10 protein-coding genes are annotated in these 16,336 nt (G+C 51.4%); 5 read left to right on the top strand and 5 right to left on the bottom strand.

The genetic code is table 11. The features are described 5' to 3' along the window. Positions 1-114: 114 nt before the first annotated feature. Positions 115-1,629: a nickel-dependent hydrogenase large subunit gene (locus CA13_RS26370; RefSeq protein WP_146401788.1), complete on the top strand. Its 1,515-nt coding sequence runs from the start codon at positions 115-117 to the stop codon at positions 1,627-1,629. 76 nt (positions 1,630-1,705) lie between these two features. Here CA13_RS26370 and CA13_RS26365 read toward each other — a convergent pair whose 3' ends face one another. Together CA13_RS26365 and CA13_RS26360 are read right to left on the bottom strand one after the other, a co-directional pair. Then, entirely contained in the window at positions 1,706-3,394 is a 1,689-nt protein-coding gene (locus CA13_RS26365; RefSeq protein ID WP_146401786.1) for a methyl-accepting chemotaxis protein, read from the bottom strand. Next, positions 3,391-4,332: a hydrogenase small subunit gene (locus CA13_RS26360; RefSeq protein ID WP_419194850.1), complete on the bottom strand. Its 942-nt coding sequence runs from the start codon at positions 4,330-4,332 to the stop codon at positions 3,391-3,393. Before CA13_RS26360 ends, CA13_RS26365 begins: the two co-directional genes overlap by 4 nt. A gap of 594 nt (positions 4,333-4,926) precedes the next feature. Here CA13_RS26360 and CA13_RS26355 point away from each other — a divergent pair. The 4 genes from CA13_RS26355 to CA13_RS26340 all read left to right on the top strand — a co-directional run bounded on the left by CA13_RS26355 (position 4,927) and on the right by CA13_RS26340 (position 11,822). Continuing rightward, positions 4,927-6,456: a DoxX family protein gene (locus CA13_RS26355; RefSeq protein WP_146401782.1), complete on the top strand. Its 1,530-nt coding sequence runs from the start codon at positions 4,927-4,929 to the stop codon at positions 6,454-6,456. A gap of 290 nt (positions 6,457-6,746) precedes the next feature. Continuing rightward, on the top strand, positions 6,747-8,168 hold the full coding sequence (locus CA13_RS26350) for an arylsulfatase (RefSeq protein WP_146401780.1): 1,422 nt from the start codon (positions 6,747-6,749) through the stop codon (positions 8,166-8,168). A 388-nt stretch (positions 8,169-8,556) separates the two neighbouring features. Continuing rightward, complete coding sequence (locus tag CA13_RS26345) at positions 8,557-9,951, top strand: sulfatase-like hydrolase/transferase (protein WP_146401778.1); 1,395 nt, start codon at positions 8,557-8,559, stop codon at positions 9,949-9,951. Positions 9,952-10,352: 401 nt separating this feature from the next. Then, a complete protein-coding gene (locus CA13_RS26340; protein ID WP_146401776.1) occupies positions 10,353-11,822 on the top strand; it encodes a sulfatase in 1,470 nt (489 codons plus the stop codon). 177 nt (positions 11,823-11,999) lie between these two features. Here the strand turns inward: CA13_RS26340 and CA13_RS26335 are convergent, their stop codons facing one another. From CA13_RS26335 to CA13_RS26325, 3 genes are all read right to left on the bottom strand, one after another. Beyond that, positions 12,000-12,686 carry a 3-keto-disaccharide hydrolase gene (locus CA13_RS26335; RefSeq protein ID WP_419194849.1) on the bottom strand — a complete coding sequence of 229 codons (687 nt, stop codon included), beginning with the start codon at positions 12,684-12,686 and terminating at the stop codon, positions 12,000-12,002. Between the two features lie 213 nt (positions 12,687-12,899). Then, complete coding sequence (locus tag CA13_RS26330; RefSeq protein WP_146401774.1) at positions 12,900-14,093, bottom strand: FG-GAP repeat domain-containing protein; 1,194 nt, start codon at positions 14,091-14,093, stop codon at positions 12,900-12,902. A 56-nt stretch (positions 14,094-14,149) separates the two neighbouring features. After that, complete coding sequence (locus tag CA13_RS26325) at positions 14,150-16,279, bottom strand: HEAT repeat domain-containing protein (protein ID WP_146401772.1); 2,130 nt, start codon at positions 16,277-16,279, stop codon at positions 14,150-14,152. Positions 16,280-16,336: the final 57 nt, after the last annotated feature.

Here is a 16,336-nt window from a genome sequence, read left to right as displayed (position 1 = left end):
GAGGATTCCGATTTTGGAAAAATTGTTTGCACGATCACTCGTGACTTAACAGCCACCTTGTTGTTATGTTACCGACCAATTGCCAATTGCGTCAGCACCAACGGAGACAACAGCATGAATCGCAAAATCACGATTGACCCGTTAACACGAATCGAAGGCCATTTGTCGATACGCGTCGACGTCGAAGAGGGAAAAGTCATCACTGCTGAATGCTCTGGAGAAATGTTTCGCGGTTTTGAAGCGATTCTGCAGGGACGTGATCCGATGGACGCTCAGCAAATCATGCAGCGGATTTGTGGTGTCTGCCCTGTGGCTCACGGCATCGCCTCTTGCATGGCTCAGGAAGAGGCCTACGGCGTTGCACCACCGCAAAACGGGCAATTATTACGAAACTTAATCCAAGGCTCGAATTTTCTGCAAAGCCATATACTTCATTTCTATCATCTCTCGGCAGTCGACTGGATCGACTTGGCTGCGATTCAGAAATACGAAGGCTCCGACCCGACGCTTCGCAATCTGCAAACTTGGGTGCAAACTCAAATCGAAACTCAGCAACTTTTCCCACTTGCGCCTCTGTTCCCACGTTACGAGGGAAACTACGCGGATGATGCCCTCACAAATGAAATGGGCCTGAAGAATTACGTCATCGCTTTAGAAATGCGTGCGTTGGCTCACCAAATGGGAGCGATTTGGTGCGGTAAACTGCCGCACGCTCCCGGTCTGATTCCAGGGGGAGTCACGGAATCGGTCACCGCTAGAAAAGTAGCTCGCTTTCGCTCGGCCCTCAAGCGAGTGGCAACATTCATCGATGATGCTTATCTACCCGACGTGCAACGAGTGGCCACCGCTTTTCCTGACTATTTTGAAGTGGGACGCGGTTGTGGAAATTTCCTAACCTATGGAATGTTTGGCCAACCCACGGGATCGGAAGAGCCAACCTTCTCTCCCGGCGTGCTGATGGACGGAAAGCTGCAAACGTTTCACCAAGATCAAATCACCGAGGACACTTGCTACTCTCGGTTCTCTTCACCATCGGGCATACATCCTTCCTCGGGTGCATCGGCCCCTGACCCACATAAGGATAAGGCTTACTCTTGGATCAAGGCACCACGCTACGCTGGTCAGGTGATGGAAGTCGGTCCATTGGCACGAGTGTTGACCGCGTACAAACGCGGTACAGATCCGAATCTGGTTAATCTGGTTGACAAATACTTAGAAGCGCTCGCCGTTGATGCGACCGCATTGCCATCCGTTTTAGGACGTCATTTGAGCCGTGCACTCGAAGCGAAAATTGTAGCTACCAAGATGCTCGAGTGGGTCGAGATGCTTGCTCCCGAGGAGCCAACGAACACGCCGTTCACAATCCCCCAAACGGGAACGGGAGCAGGACTAACCGAAGCAGCACGCGGAGCACTCGGACATTGGCTACAGATCCGCAACGGAAAAATTTCGAATTACCAGTGCGTCGTCCCTACAACCTGGAATTGTTCACCACGCGATGATGAAGGAAATCCCGGTGCCACCGAACAGGCGTTAATGGGAACACCTGTGAATAATGTAGAGAATCCACTCGAAGCAGCACGCGTGGTACGGTCCTTTGACCCGTGCTTGGCGTGTGCCGTTCATTAGCATACCGTCGTGTCCACCACACACACATGTTCTGCGTGGCAATCAGACACGGCTCGACGCTACAACTTGAAGGACGCTACAACTTGAAGACCGTCACGAGTGCTTCAATGTCATGAGCCAGATCATTGATTTCAGTTCCAGCGACTTGAGTCCGCTGTGCCTCTTCGGCGGTAACACGTGACGATTGATCCAATCGCGTCACGCTTTCCGCGATCTCGCGGGTTGCCGACGCGGATTCATTCACACATTGGGATACGGAATCGGCTGACGACAAACACTCGCCGCAGCGTTCTGCGATCAGTCGGCTTTCACTGCTCTGAGTTTCCGTCGATTCTGCTATCAATCTTGAAAGTTCGTCCACCTGTTCAATCACGGAATTGATTTCACCGATTGAGGTGATCGCTTCGCTACTGCCGTCTTGAATCGCCGCGACGCGTTTTTTGATATCGTCAGTCGCCTTGGCTGTTTGATTGGCTAGCTGTTTCACTTCGGATGCCACCACTGCGAAACCGCGACCTGCGTCACCAGCTCGAGCAGCTTCAATCGTCGCGTTCAAAGCTAACAGATTGGTCTGTTCCGCAATGCCGTGGATCACTTCAACGACGCGACCAATTTCCTCCGCTGCTCCGGCTAGACGCGTGACAGTTTCATTGCTTTGACTAACCAATGTCGCCGCTTGGCTTGACTGTGCCGACGCCGAATCGGCGCTTTCCGCCATGTCGGTCGCTGATGAGGCGAGCTTCCCGACCGCGTCCGCAATCGTACGAAAACTAGTGGCCATGTCACCCGTTGATCCGGAAACACTATCCATCGTAACGGACATCTCCTCGACAGCGGATGCGGTGTTACTTGACGCCTGCTGTGCCTCAGCAGCCGTCCCGGCCAATCGTTCCGATGATCCGCCAAGCATTTCACCTGAACTGGACATACGCCGGACACCTTTGGCGATACGGCCAATGTCGTTGTGAAGCCGATCGACGAAATGGTTGAAGGCATCTGCCATTTCGTTGTGCCCGTCATTTTCGACGCGGACGGTCAAGTCGCCTTTGGATAAGATCTCAAAACCCGAGGCGACTGCAGCGAGTGGCTGGACGACGGGAATGAAAATCATCCGGCGTATCAACCAAACAATCGCAACGGTGGCGACAAGTAACGAGACAACCAACGTTATTGCCGATCCATAGACCACGTCTTGGCGAGTTTCTGCGATGGTCGACGCTGCTTGCCGTTTTGCCGCTTCGGTCGAGGCAGTTGAGTACTTTAGATACCCCACCCCACCTGATTCACCCGTTTTCCAAGTGTTGTGACATCGGACGCAGTCGGCAACAACCATGTGCGGCCGATAAAGTTCGATGGTTCCTTCCTTTTCAATCGCCGTCAGTCCTTCGCTGTTCTCAATCTGGCGAGCCACATCAGGCTCGATTTTGCGACCGATTTCCGTTTCGTTAGACGAGTGCGACACATTGCCGTCTCGGTCAAATAACGAAAATTCCATCACATTGTCGATGCACCGCTGGTCTGCGAGTTGGCGACTGAACTTTTCCATTTCACCGCGTTGCAAGCTCTCCGCCACAGCGCGTTCCATGGCCTCGAATATCGTATGAGCCGTCCGCTGCTCGTTATCATGCAATTGCTTGAGATCTTGATCCGAAAGCGACTGAAGCGAGGCGAGCGTCCGGTGGTTTTGGACCACAAGGGCAATTGACCAAATTCCAATCAGCACCACGAGCAGAACAATCGTAAGTTTTACAGTTTGCTTTTTCATCGCTGTGCCAACTCCGTAACGAGGGCGTCTTCTTGTCCAATTCGATACAATGGAAAATCGGCTTTCTTCGCGAAATCTTTCCCGGCGCACCCAATACACGGCGCCCCCGAATCGATGCAACTATTCACGCCACCGTTCCAACGTCGGTGGATGCAATCCGAAAAGGTTCTCGCCCCAACGCAACCAAGTTTGAATAGGCAACCTGAATCGGAGAACGACTCAGCAAAATTGCCACGTTCGTAATCGGCGAACCGGGGACATTGGTCGTGAACGACTTTGCTGTAGAACATCGTCGGCCGAAGATCATCATCAAGGCTCGGCATTCCAAACTCGGTGACGTGAACCAACGTGCCAACTAACCAGTCAGGATGACATGGACAACCAGGCAAATTGATTAGCGGCTTTCCAATCGATTCACTATCAAGAAAATCACGAACAGATACTGCGCCCGTTGGGTTGTTCTCCGCAGCCGGAATGCCACCGAAGGACGAACACGTGCCCACTGCGACCACCGCTTTCGCACGACCAGCGGCTTTAGCGATTAATTCAGATATAGGCCGGCCACCGGACATACACGCCTCCGGCATTCCCAACGGAATACTGCCTTCAACAACCAATAGAAAGTCGCCTTGGTCGATCGTCTCGCTGATCACACTTGATGCAAGACTGCCGGTCGCACTCGAGATGGTCGAGTGAAACAGCAGCGACATGTACTCGGTAATCAAGTCGATCGCATCAGGTTGGTACGAGTTGAGTGCCGAGACAGTACAGCCCGAGCAACTAAGTGCTTGAAGCCATAAGACATTCGGTTTCCCGGCCGCCAGCTTCTCCAGCGCGGTAGCGGTTCGTGGAGCGGCAGCAGCTCCGAGTCCGAGGGATCCAGCAAGCGCGGTCGCTAGTTTCGTAAAGTCCCGCCGACTAATGTTTTTTTGCAACACAAGATGGCCTTTCGTGAATATTGAGCTTCTTTGCGAACTCGATCGGCCCCAAATCGAGTTGTTAAACAGCACTTCAAAATGAGTGCCAATCAAAACTAGGACACAAAATCGTGTCGAACTCGTTTTTTTGGCGATTTCTCGCCAAACGCACTTTTTATGCATCTCAGGCCAACAATCCGAGCAAGAAAAGCGAATTGCGATATTTGGTCACGCCCCTAATCGTCTCTGCGACAATTTGCACAAAGTGAGTGGAGCGTTTTTCGGACCATTCCTAAACGCTAAACCACGCTGCGGCAAATCGTCGCATCGCGTGTGGTATTTCAGAACAGCAACCGGACATGCAGTGGCATCCAAACAAGTCGGCACGGTCAGTACCGCAACGGCATTGGCGTCGTGATTAGGTCACTAAGGGCAGGAATCACCCTTATTCCATAGCCGATCAACGCTTGCTAACAGGCACGCTGAGTTCGAAATCAATCACGCAACTTTTAGCTCTATCAGTTACACTTAGCAGACAAATGCGAGAGCTTTGGGAGACGCAAATTTGGGCGTTGTAGTTCTCGCATAGGTGATGCTAACGAAGAGAGAGTAACCATGGACACAACAAAATGGAAACCACTGGCCATCACCCTGTTGAGAATGGCCATCGGGTGGCATTTTTTGTATGAAGGTTTTTCCAAATGGGCTGCTGGCGATTGGACCTCAGTCGGGTATTTGTCTCATGCACAGGGCCCTTTCGCGGGATTCTATCATTGGCTTGCAGACTCCGAGACAATGATGGCGATTGTAGATCCAGCCAATGTCTATGGCCTAATGGCGATCGGGCTGGCTCTGTCCCTTGGATTTGCAACACGGTTCGCATCGGTTTTGGGCGTCCTACTATTGACGCTCTATTACTTCGCCTATCCACCCTTTGGTGGCTCGATTGGAGGGACGACCGACGGCAACCTATTCATTGTCAATAAGGTTTTCGTAGAAGCACTAGCGCTATTAATGTTGGCGCTGACAAAAGAAGAAGGATACGGGTTGCATGGACTCAGGCTTGCCTTATTCAACCAAGCCAAATCAAGCGAAACGGCATCCAACGAATCAACGACTGTTTCGTCACGACGAGATTCACTGAAAAACTTGGTGACGCTACCGGCGTTGGGTCTTGTGGGCCTCTGTGCCTACCGAGAACGTAAAGACAACGATGGTAATGTTGATGCCATGTCAGGCGCGACCATCAAAATAGGCGCAGCGGATCTGAGTGAACTCAAAGGCGAGCTAGACCAAGGCAAACTCGGTGACCATTGCATCAGTCGTTTGGTCTTGGGTGGCAATTTGATCGGTGGCTGGGCCCACTCGCGGGACTTGCGATATGTGCCATCGCTCTTCCGCGCCTACAACACAGAAGCAAAAATCTTCGAAACCCTAATGTTGGCTGAGCAGGCCGGCGTCAACGCGATCAATATTGGCTTTGCATCCAATGCCTTAATGGAGAAGTACAAAAAGGTCACCGGCGGGAAAATCAAGGTGATTAGCCAAGTTGCTCCTGACAAAAAAAAGAACGACTACCTTGTGAATATCCATAAGGCCATCGACTACGGCGTCGACATCATTCAAGTACAAGGGAATTGGTGCGACTGGCTTGTGCGTGACAAGGAGATTGACAAGATTGCGTTGATGTTAGATACCATTCGTGAGCAAGGGTACGTAGCCGGACTAGGTGCACACACCGTCGATGCCTTGATCGAATGCCGAGACCAGGGCATCATTCCGGATTATTACATGAAGACGATGCACCACGATAACTACTGGTCCGCCCATCCTCGGGAAAATCGCAAACCGTTTGAGGTCGACGGTGCTCGCAGTTCGGATCACAACCAATTCCACGACAACTGCTTTTGCCCTTTCCAAGAAAAGACCATCCAATTCGTTGAACAGGCCAAGGTGCCGGTGATGGGATTCAAGGTACTAGCTGCCGGCGCGATCTCACCCGAAGATGGCTTCCATTGGGCCTTCAAACACGGGGCTGACTTCATCTGCGTGGGCATGTTTGATTTCCAAATTGTCAACGATGTCAACATCACGCTCGACGTATTGGACAAAGTGAAGGACCGCAAGAGAGCTTGGTTTGCCTAAGCATTTTCGTAATGGACGCTCGAACATCGTAGGCCAGTACCTGTTCTGGCCTACAAAAATGTAGAAATCCTCTAAACACGAGCGACTCAGCCAAAGCGTGTAAGTAACTGAAGGAAGCATTGGCACTCTGTGCGTGGTAGACTCAACCATCAAGGAAGAGCAAGACGAATCAAAGTCCGCACCGAAGAAGGAAATTTTTTTGTCGGCCACGTTGACCGGCGGTACACATTTGAGCAACCTCTGAACACTTAATTGCTCGTCCGATAGTGTTCTTCATTGAAAAGACACCCATGTTACGCAAGAAAGCTTGGTCCCTTTGCGCCATCGCCTTCCTATCCATTTTGGCGATCAAACCTGCCGGCGCTGGAAAACCCAACATTATTTTCGTGCTCAGTGATGATGTGGCTCAGGGTGATCTTGGCTGTTACGGTCAAGAGCTGATCGCCACACCCAATTTGGACCGCATGTCAGAGCAGGGAACCCGGTTCCTAAGCGCTTACTGCGGCACGACCGTATGTGCCCCGAGTCGAGCGTCGCTGATGACTGGACTACACAGCGGTCACTGTCCCATTCGCGGTAACTTTGAAATCGCCCCTGAAGGTCAACTCCCACTTCCCGAAGACGCATCCACGGTCGCTGACGCACTAAAGGCCGCAGGATACGCTACCGCCTGCACGGGGAAGTGGGGAATGGGGTTTTTCGACACAACGGGCGATCCATTAAAAAACGGGTTTGACCACTTTTTCGGATACAATTGCCAGCGTGAGGCTCATTCCTATTTCCCACGCTACTTGTACAACGACCATGATAAAACTTGGCTCGAAGGTAACGATGGCAAAACGGTTGGTCAGACCTATGCCCAAGAGTGGATTCAAAATGACACGATCAAGTGGGTCCGTGATCATCATTCGAAACCCTTCTTTCTGTTTTATGCCGTGACCCTCCCGCATGGCCGCCACGAGATTGACGATTTGGGGCAATACGCTGACAAGCCTTGGACAAAGACTCAGAAAGCCTATGCAGCACAGATCACTCGTCTCGACGATGACATGGGCGAGTTGATGGCGACGCTAGAGGAACTTGGCGTCGCTGAAAACACGCTGATTATTTTCAGTGGTGACAACGGATCTTCCTTTAGCCCCAAGAGCGAAATTGGTTCGCTTTTCAAACAAGCAAGTAATGGACTTCGAGGCTACAAACGGGGACTGCATGAAGGTGCACTACGGCAGGCAGCTATAGCGTGGTGGCCCGGCACCGTTCCGGCTGGTCGAGTTGCTGAGCAGCCCTGGGCGTTCTGGGATTTCCTACCAACTGTCTTGGAATTGGCAGGAGCCGAGAGCGTCAACGACGTTACGACGGATGGAAAGTCGCTCGTCACATTCTTCAAAGGTGGTGACGCCCCGAAACGAGACTATTTTTACTGGGAACTTCATGAGGGCAAGCCAATTCAGGCCTGTCGATTCGGCAAATGGAAAGCCATTAAGAATGGCCCACAAGCCGATCTCCAACTCTACGACCTCGAAAGCGACCCAGCTGAGTCAACCGATCTCGCTCCGACGCATCACGACCAAGTTTTACGCGCAGCTTCGATTATGGCAGAGGCTCACTCGCCCGACGCAAACTGGCCGTTAACAGGACCGACTGCAATCCGTAAGCAAAAAGGTCAAGCGGCGTGGAAAGCCACACGTGATCGTCTCAACGCGACCAATTAATTGGATTGCATCAAGCATACGCCGCGACGATAAGGCCACGGGATCGCGTGGATATAATGACGTCGTCCGCTCCCAAAATGTATTGGAACATTCAATATGACCGTGTTCATCTGCAGCAAACGCTATTAAACTTCAACTAGTATTCCGTCTCCCCTTACTTTTCGGGTTCGCAGTGGTAGCGAAAGTCGTCAAGCTTTCGGCATTTTCCAGTTCAGACCGAGACTCTTGACGAGTCTCGCTAACCGAAAAGGGAGCTACAGCGGAATACAAACTCCACCTCCCACAATGCGGCACCAAGCGTGAGTCGTTAGTGGCCGGAATTGTGCTGTGTTTGTTCACGTCGTGTAACCCACCTTGTTCAACGATCCATCAAACCTGTGAATATTTCATGTTTAAATTTTCATTCGCCATCACAGCGTCGTATCTACTGCTTACTAGCCTTACCTATCAAACTTGCCTCGCCGAGAAACCCAATATACTTTTGATTCTGGCTGACGATTTGGGATACGAGGACCTAGGATTCCAGAAATCGCCCGACATTCAATCGCCCAACGTTGACCGGTTGGCTGAGGGAGGGATTCAATTTTCCGATGGGCATGTTTCCGCGTCGGTTTGTAGTCCATCTCGGGCTGGGCTGATGACTGGACGTTACCAACAACGGTTCGGGCATGAATCCAATTCGCCACCTCAACCACACGGCATGCATGTCGATGAAGTCACTTTGGGTCAGAAATTGCAGTCGGCAGGATACCGGACGGGAATCATCGGCAAATGGCACCTTGGCAGCTCCGATGCACATTATCCAACGGCCCGTGGATTCGACTATTTCTACGGTTTACGAGAAGGAAGCCGCAAGTATTTTTACGACGAGAAGAATGACGATAAACCAGGGAACCACCACGGCATCGAAGAGAACGGTCAACAAGTTCGATTTGACGGTTACCTGACGGATGTGCTTGGCGACCAAGCGATTAAATTCATTCGCGATGAACAGGACAAGCCATTCTTTCTATATCTTTCGTTTACGGCACCTCACGGCCCGCTTCAGGCCACACAAGAGGACCTCAACCGGTTCAGTCATATCGAAAACAAGAAACGCCGCACTTATGCCGCGATGGTTTGGGCGATGGACCGAGCCATCGGTAAAGTCCTGGCGGAATTGGACGCGCAAGAGCTCACCGACAATACGTTGATCTGGTTTTTAAGTGACAACGGTGGCCCCCCTCAAAACGCGTCGAGTAACTTTCCACTAGCTGGTCACAAAGGAATCAAGTTCGAAGGGGGCATTCGCGTTCCGTTTGTGTTGCATTGGAAAAAGAAGTTTCCCGAAGGCGGAAAGTTTTCGTCGATGGTCAGTTCGTTGGACATTCTACCCACCTGTGTAGCAGCCGCCGCAAGCAACCTAACCAGCGATACAGACAACGATCACCCTCTCGATGGAGTCAATCTACTTCCCTACCTGACCGGTGAAACGAAGACCGTCCCTCATCAAAAACTCTATTGGCACAAGCTCTGGTTTTCCGCCATGCGTGATGGCCCATGGAAGTTGATCTACGTTCAAGATTATGGCTACGCAATCTACAATTTAGATCGCGACCCGAGTGAACTACACAACCTAGCCAAAACCGAACCAGAACGTCTCGCCAACATGACCGAGGATCTAAATCGCTGGAAACGTGAAATGCCGCAACCCGAATGGCGTGAAGGAATCCAATGGTTCAAGACGCATAGCAAAAACCATATCCGAATCATCGAAGGAACCGATGGCAGACCACGAAAGTGAGTGCGTGATGAACGACAATGCACACTTCCCGTTTTGTCTAAAGGATTCACGAGCATAAGGCAACGATCGTCCGTGCGCCGCTTCGGTCTTCGTTGTTCTCTTAATGCATAACTGCATTTGGCAAATACATCCATCCATACCGGCACGTCATCAAACGCAAATGATTTGGATATTCGAGTTGACCTATTCGGTTCGCTAACAGAAGTACTGGGGCGATTCACGGAACAAATGGACGCGATTGACGTCGACTTCGAGAAGCCCCCTTGGCAGGTTGATGAAACAAATGCGTTAAATCCGAACAGCAAATCGTTTGCTGAGCGACCTCGACTCGATGAAGCAAATAGAATATTGAAACGCGTCCATCGCCCCCCTATGTCATTGAAGAAACGGTTTAACAACAAATGAAAATCTTTCTAGCTGTTTTGTGTGTGACCTTTGGCCTCGGTTCGGCTTTAGCGGAGGCGGACCAACGTCCCAACATCGTTCTCGTTTTTGCTGATGACTTAGGTTGGAAAGATGTGGGCTATCAGGGCAGCGATGTAATAGAAACGCCTCACCTCGATCACTTGGCAAAGCAAGGCATGGTATTCAGTGCCGCCTACGCTGCGGCAGGGAATTGTGCGCCAAGCCGCGCGTGTCTATTGTCGGGAACTTACACGCCACGACACCATATCTACGCAGTAGGCAGCACAGGCCGAGGGAAGTTATCGCGTCAACGATTGATTCCCATTCCCAATCGTAGCGGGCTAGCCAAAGACAACGTCACCTTCGCCGATGCGTTGAAGGCAGCCGGATATGTCACGGGTCACTTCGGCAAATGGCATCTCGCCGGCAAAGATGGCGCGCTACCGACGGAACAGGGATTTGATGTCTCATTCGACTCATTCGGCGACGGTGAATTGAAGGAGGGTTCCGAAAGCAATAAGACTGGACCTCCGACCGATCCTAAAGGAGTGTTCACATTGACGCGGAAAGCGTGCGAATTCATGGAATCCAACAAGGACCGCCCGTTTTTCTGTTATTTAGCTCACCATGCGATTCACGGACCACTACAAGGCCGACCGGAAACCGTTGCGAAGTTCCAAGCTAAAACACCTGAGGCTCAGCACAAACACGTGATGTACGCTGCATGTACGTATGACTTCGATGCGAGTGTGGGAATGCTAATCCAAAAACTCGATGAATTGGATTTGGCCGAGAACACGCTTTTAGTATTTACAAGCGACAATGGGGCCACACCGCTGTCACCGCAGGAACCACTGCGTGGCAACAAGGGTTGTTACTATGAAGGTGGGATTCGTGAACCGTTCATCGTCCGTTGGCCTGGCGTTACGCAACCTGGCACTCGTTGTGATGTCCCCGTGATCAATGTCGACCTCTATCCGACATTCCTTGATGCTGCCGGGGCGTCATCGCCAAACGGAAAAGTCCTCGATGGCGAAAGCCTGTTGCCCCTGTTCAAGGGAGAAGGTGCACTGAACCGTTCGTCGATTTTCTGGCATTTCCCAGGTTACCTCGACAGACCGGTGATCCGAGGTCGCGAATTAGACGTTCGCACCGGTTTCCGAACGCGTCCGGTCAGTGTCATCCATAAAGGTGACTGGAAACTGCACCTCTATCACGAAGAATGGCAACTCGATGGCGGTCGCAAAAAAATAGACGGGAACAATGCCGTTGAACTTTACGATTTGAAGAACGACATCGGCGAGCGAACCAATCTGGCCAACGTGAATCCGACCAAGCGAGACGAATTACTCGACGATCTACTCAATTGGTTTGGATCGGCCGACGCATTGGTTGCTCACCAGCCTAACCCAAAATATCAAACCGCTGCCGTCGACAAAAACAACAAAGGCAAGGATAACAAATAGAAGCCGAAGGGGCATTTCGGAGTAACCATGGAATTGGCCTTCACGCCAAAGAGGGTGTCGCAGTTATTGCTCCGACGTTTCCTCAGCAGAAATTAAAAATTCGCTACGCCCCAAAAAAGTAGGCAACCAGAAGGCTGGTTGCCTAACGTTTTTTGATCGTCTTGGCTGTGATTGCCTTTACTTCGCAATGGGTCGGATTTTGAGACTTCGGAACGCGACTTCGTTTCCATGATCCTGAAGTGCGACGTGTCCCTTGGTTGCTTTGCCAAACAATGGCATCGAGCCAAATTTGCTGTTCGCAACTCGCTCGTTCCAATCGTCGCTTCCTTTGACAAATTCGCAGTACTTCGTGCCATTCATATATATCTCGCTCTTTTCAGGTGAGATCACGACACGAAGCGTGTTCCACTGCCCAACAGGATTCGTCGCATCCTCATCGGCTTTGTACAATTGGTACAACCAACCCGCTTTCTGTGGGTCATGTCCATCTTTGTTGTCTTGGATCTGAATTTCAGGACCGGTCATCCAAGGGGTATTCCCTTGTTCGGTAACGTGGAACATCAGACCACTGTTTCCACCTTTGGAAATTTTGTAGTCAAGCGTCAACTCGTACGCTTCGTATTGTTCGCGAGTGACAATATCGCCAGCGCTGCCGACTCGCTTAATCGTACCATCGACTACCTTCCATCCGTCACTGACTTCGTCTTTGCGATAATTTCGCCAAGCGTCCATCGTTTTTCCATCGAACAACAAAATCCATCCATCCGCTGCTTCTTTAGCTGTAAGCGAGTTGACCGCTGGTGCTTCGGCACATGCCGTCATTGCGGAAACAAGAAGCAAGCCACAGGCAAGGAGTGAGCTCATGAGTCTACAGTTCATCAAATACTTTCTAATCTCTTTAGGGTTAAAACTAATGGGTGAATTCATATTAGACGAGATCATTCAGAACTCGATCCCAAATTGTTCCGAACTTGGCTTGGCCGCAAGATATTTTCATCGTCGCAGATACGATTGGCGCGAATACCAAACGCATAAAGCGCGATCAAACCACTAATACGCGCAGCAATCCTTGGTGTGCTAATCTTTTGATTCGGTTTCGCTCAAGAACACGAATGTTCCTTTCTTGTTACCAACAATCACATCAGGAACGGTGTCTTGGTTCAAGTCGGTTGCGGCCACTTGCGTTCCAACACCTGAATCGTCATCGATCATGTGCGGTACAAATTTCGCGTTCCCGTCGGCATCTCGCACGAGTTCGAACCAATAAACCACTGCGGGCGCGTTTGCTTCAACATCGCCGGTGGGCCCATGTGCCCAGAACCGTTTTCCGGTCAATACATCCTTGAGTCCGTCACCATTCATATCCACAAGTTGGAGTGCATGTAGTTGGCTAATCCGCAATTCGTCGGAAGATTCATCGGGATCGGGTGTCAAGATCGTTTGTCGTTCAAAACCAATCTCCCCCGCTTCACCGCGAGTTTGTTTGTACCAAAGCAACCCGTAAAGATGAGCGTGCCATGAAGTGATCACGTCTGCGAGCCCATCACCATCGACATCGTTGACCAGGATATGCGCGCCTGCCTCCGCGAATTTGAAGGGATGCCAAATCCACTTGCGAGTCGACTGAATGTCTTCGGGTTGTTCCCACCAACCGGCTGCTTCGAGCATATCGGTTCGCCCGTCACCATTGATGTCACCGATTCCGACGCCATGGGTATATCGCTGGTAATCGCGATGATCGCTGATCGCATGAAACACCCAGGGTTTGTCAGCTTGTTTGGGATCATACGTTGCATACCCCAAAAATCCATCGATGTTGTAAACCAGTTCCGGTTGCCCATCACCAGTAACATCGCCCCACCCCTGAGACTCATTGCCGACGTTCTGCAGACACGGGTGTGATTCCCAGTGGCCTTCTTTTCCTGCCGGATTCTCGCACCACCAAGCTTCCTTGCCGGGCCACGGAACGTACAAAACATCGATCCATTGGTCGCCATTGAAGTCACCGGTGTAGGTGAGAAAATTGTCCGAATAGGCAGTCGGCTCGTACGTCTGAGGTTCGCGAATCTCATGACGCGTTTGAAAACTTGGGCCTTCGTACCAATAGGGCCCCGACACGACGTCAACGTGTCCGTCCCGGTTGAAATCCCCATGGTAAGCACCTTCGCAATGAAACAGCGGCGTTAGGTGCATCTTCTTGTAAGTCGTCTCCACTCCATAAGTCGGAGAGAACGCGATGCAAACAAGAATCGAAAAAAATGGAAATTTCATGGTGTTATTACCAATAGCGGAAACGGGATAGGATCGATCGTCAGAAAAATATGGGACTACGGAATCATCGGTAAAACAACGGAGGTGTTTTCACGGAAAACCGCTTCGCCTTCTTTTCCATCAAGCTGGTACTTGATCTTCAATAGTTTTTTCTCACCAGGGGCTGGGTCACCACCAAACGACTGATTGAATGACGAATTGGGCAATGCCACATACGGAATATCACCGACAGCGTTCCGCACTGCCTTGGTCACATCTTTCTGTAGTTCGCCCGCTCCATAGGTGGCTTCGATAATCTTCACGTCAATGGGCTCGTAATGGAGTTCTTTCAGCAGCGTCATCGCTTCCTCGGAAGCCGTGAGTTGTTTCGCAACCACCATCGCCACTTGCGTGGCTTCTTGTTCCATCGTTGGAGTTTTCGAGACTTCGATTGCCAACTTCAACATCGCGATACTTGGATAGCGTTTCACCGCGTCGAGAACCAATTGTTTTTCGGCATCACGATCGGCTGCCGCCAAGGCTTGAGCTGCCATGACGGGACGTTGCTCTTCGGGCATGATGAATTGACGCACGATTCGCAGATGCCCACGCAGCGCACGGATACGATAGGGGTTATCGGCTTTGTTAGCCAATTCGAGCAACACGGGAGCAGCGTCGATCGTCATCCAACCGCCTAACAACCGACTAGCGGCATCCTGCAACTTTGGGTTCCCATTGTTCGCGGCGTCGCCGACCGTTTCCAATGCCTTCGAGCCTCCCATGCCAGCTAAGACTTCAAGGAAAGCAATCTTGGTCGTTTGCGACGCATTGTCCATTGCTGTGGTCAGTTTTTCAGCACACAGATCACGATCAGGCATACGCACACACGCGGCCCGCAACGCATCGAGTGCAGGTTCCGCGTCGGCACTGTTTTTTGGATCATTCACACGGTCAATCAAAACCGAAAGATCATTGATGCTTGCCACTTGCCCAAGCGCTGACAAGGCCGCCGAGCGAACCGATGCATCAGCGTCGTTCGCTGCTTTGAGCAATGCGGGAACTGCAGCGATCCGTCGTTTCCCGATCAACTCAATTACTGCCTCGCGTAGATCGGAATCTTCAACTCGGTCGGCAATCGCCGCATCGACATCTTCACCGGAGAGGTTCGCTAATGCCATTTTCGCTGCATCTGCAACCTCGGCATTCTCTGCGTTTACTGAATCAAGTAGCGTATCAACGCATGACACATCGCCGATGCTTTGGATCGCCGCAATCGCAGCAACACGCACACTCACGTCACTACTTTTTGACAATTCACTCATTGCCGGAATCACCGAATCATCACCACGATCGGCAATCGCGAGAATCAACAAGCCTTTGCGAAACGGGTCCAATTGATCCAGCGATTTAACAAGTTCATCCGTTGTACCATCGCTCGTCAATTCGCGTGCCGTTGCAAGCCCGATGTTCAACATGACGCGGTCGTCCGACTTGAGCTGATCAACCAGCAACTCGACCCCGTCGGCGCCACGGGCCAATATCGCACCTCGTGTAGCTTCGACGATCCGCTGCTTAGGAACATCGGACTGACGAACCGAATCGTACAATTTGACCGCTTCGACGTTATCGCCAGCGGCGAGAGTTGTTTCGGCAATCAGGATAACCCCTTCCGCAGCGGCCGACTTCAGCTCACTGTTTGAATCGGCCATCGTTGCGAGTAAGGTTTCAGCAGCCGCATCGCCTCCAATTTTGCCAATCGCTACGGCGGCGGACGACGCAACGCCAACATCCTGATTACTTAGCAAATCCGTTAGTTTCTCGATTGCGCCCGTTGATTTGCGAAAAGCAATGGAATTCACCACGCCAATCAAAATTCGCCCTTCGGTGATTTCGAGCGCCTCGAGGAGCGCTTGGTCAGCAGCATCGCCTGGAATCGCTTCCAAGGCGATCCGTGCCCATGACGTCAATTCGGGATCGGGTAGCAATTTTGCCAATTCGGGGACTGCGTTTTCCGAACCCCATACGGCAAGTTTTTTACAGGTAATCGCCTTGTCGGCTTTCGGAGCGTCAGAGGCCAGTAGTTCGATTAGCGGTTGTTCCGATTCAGCCGACTGAAGATTCGAGGCAGTAAACCAAAATACGAAGCAACTTAGAAGGAACGTCAACCGGATTCGACCGGAGAGATGGAAATGAAAGGGCGTGGGCATTGGAAGATAGGCCTTGCGGAGAGAGAGGGCGGGATACGTTTGGAAGTTAAGATTGAA

Origin of the sequence: Novipirellula herctigrandis, from assembly GCA_007859835.1 — a bacterium.
GTDB lineage: Bacteria > Planctomycetota > Planctomycetia > Pirellulales > Pirellulaceae > Novipirellula_A > Novipirellula_A herctigrandis.
The sequence above is the reverse complement of the archived record's forward strand: the minus strand, read 5'-3'. Positions and strand labels throughout refer to the sequence as shown.

Bases quoted from the DNA above. Each gene is read 5' to 3' on its own strand.
- CA13_RS26350 (WP_146401780.1), top strand. From the start codon at position 6,747: ATGTTACGCAAGAAAGCTTGGTCCCTTTGCGCCATCGCCTTCCTATCC.
- CA13_RS26325 (WP_146401772.1), bottom strand. From the start codon at position 16,279: ATGCCCACGCCCTTTCATTTCCATCTCTCCGGTCGAATCCGGTTGACG.
- CA13_RS26330 (WP_146401774.1), bottom strand. From the start codon at position 14,093: ATGAAATTTCCATTTTTTTCGATTCTTGTTTGCATCGCGTTCTCTCCG.
- CA13_RS26355 (WP_146401782.1), top strand. From the start codon at position 4,927: ATGGACACAACAAAATGGAAACCACTGGCCATCACCCTGTTGAGAATG.
- CA13_RS26335 (WP_419194849.1), bottom strand. From the start codon at position 12,686: ATGAGCTCACTCCTTGCCTGTGGCTTGCTTCTTGTTTCCGCAATGACG.
- CA13_RS26370 (WP_146401788.1), top strand. From the start codon at position 115: ATGAATCGCAAAATCACGATTGACCCGTTAACACGAATCGAAGGCCAT.
- CA13_RS26345 (WP_146401778.1), top strand. From the start codon at position 8,557: ATGTTTAAATTTTCATTCGCCATCACAGCGTCGTATCTACTGCTTACT.
- CA13_RS26340 (WP_146401776.1), top strand. From the start codon at position 10,353: ATGAAAATCTTTCTAGCTGTTTTGTGTGTGACCTTTGGCCTCGGTTCG.
- CA13_RS26365 (WP_146401786.1), bottom strand. From the start codon at position 3,394: ATGAAAAAGCAAACTGTAAAACTTACGATTGTTCTGCTCGTGGTGCTG.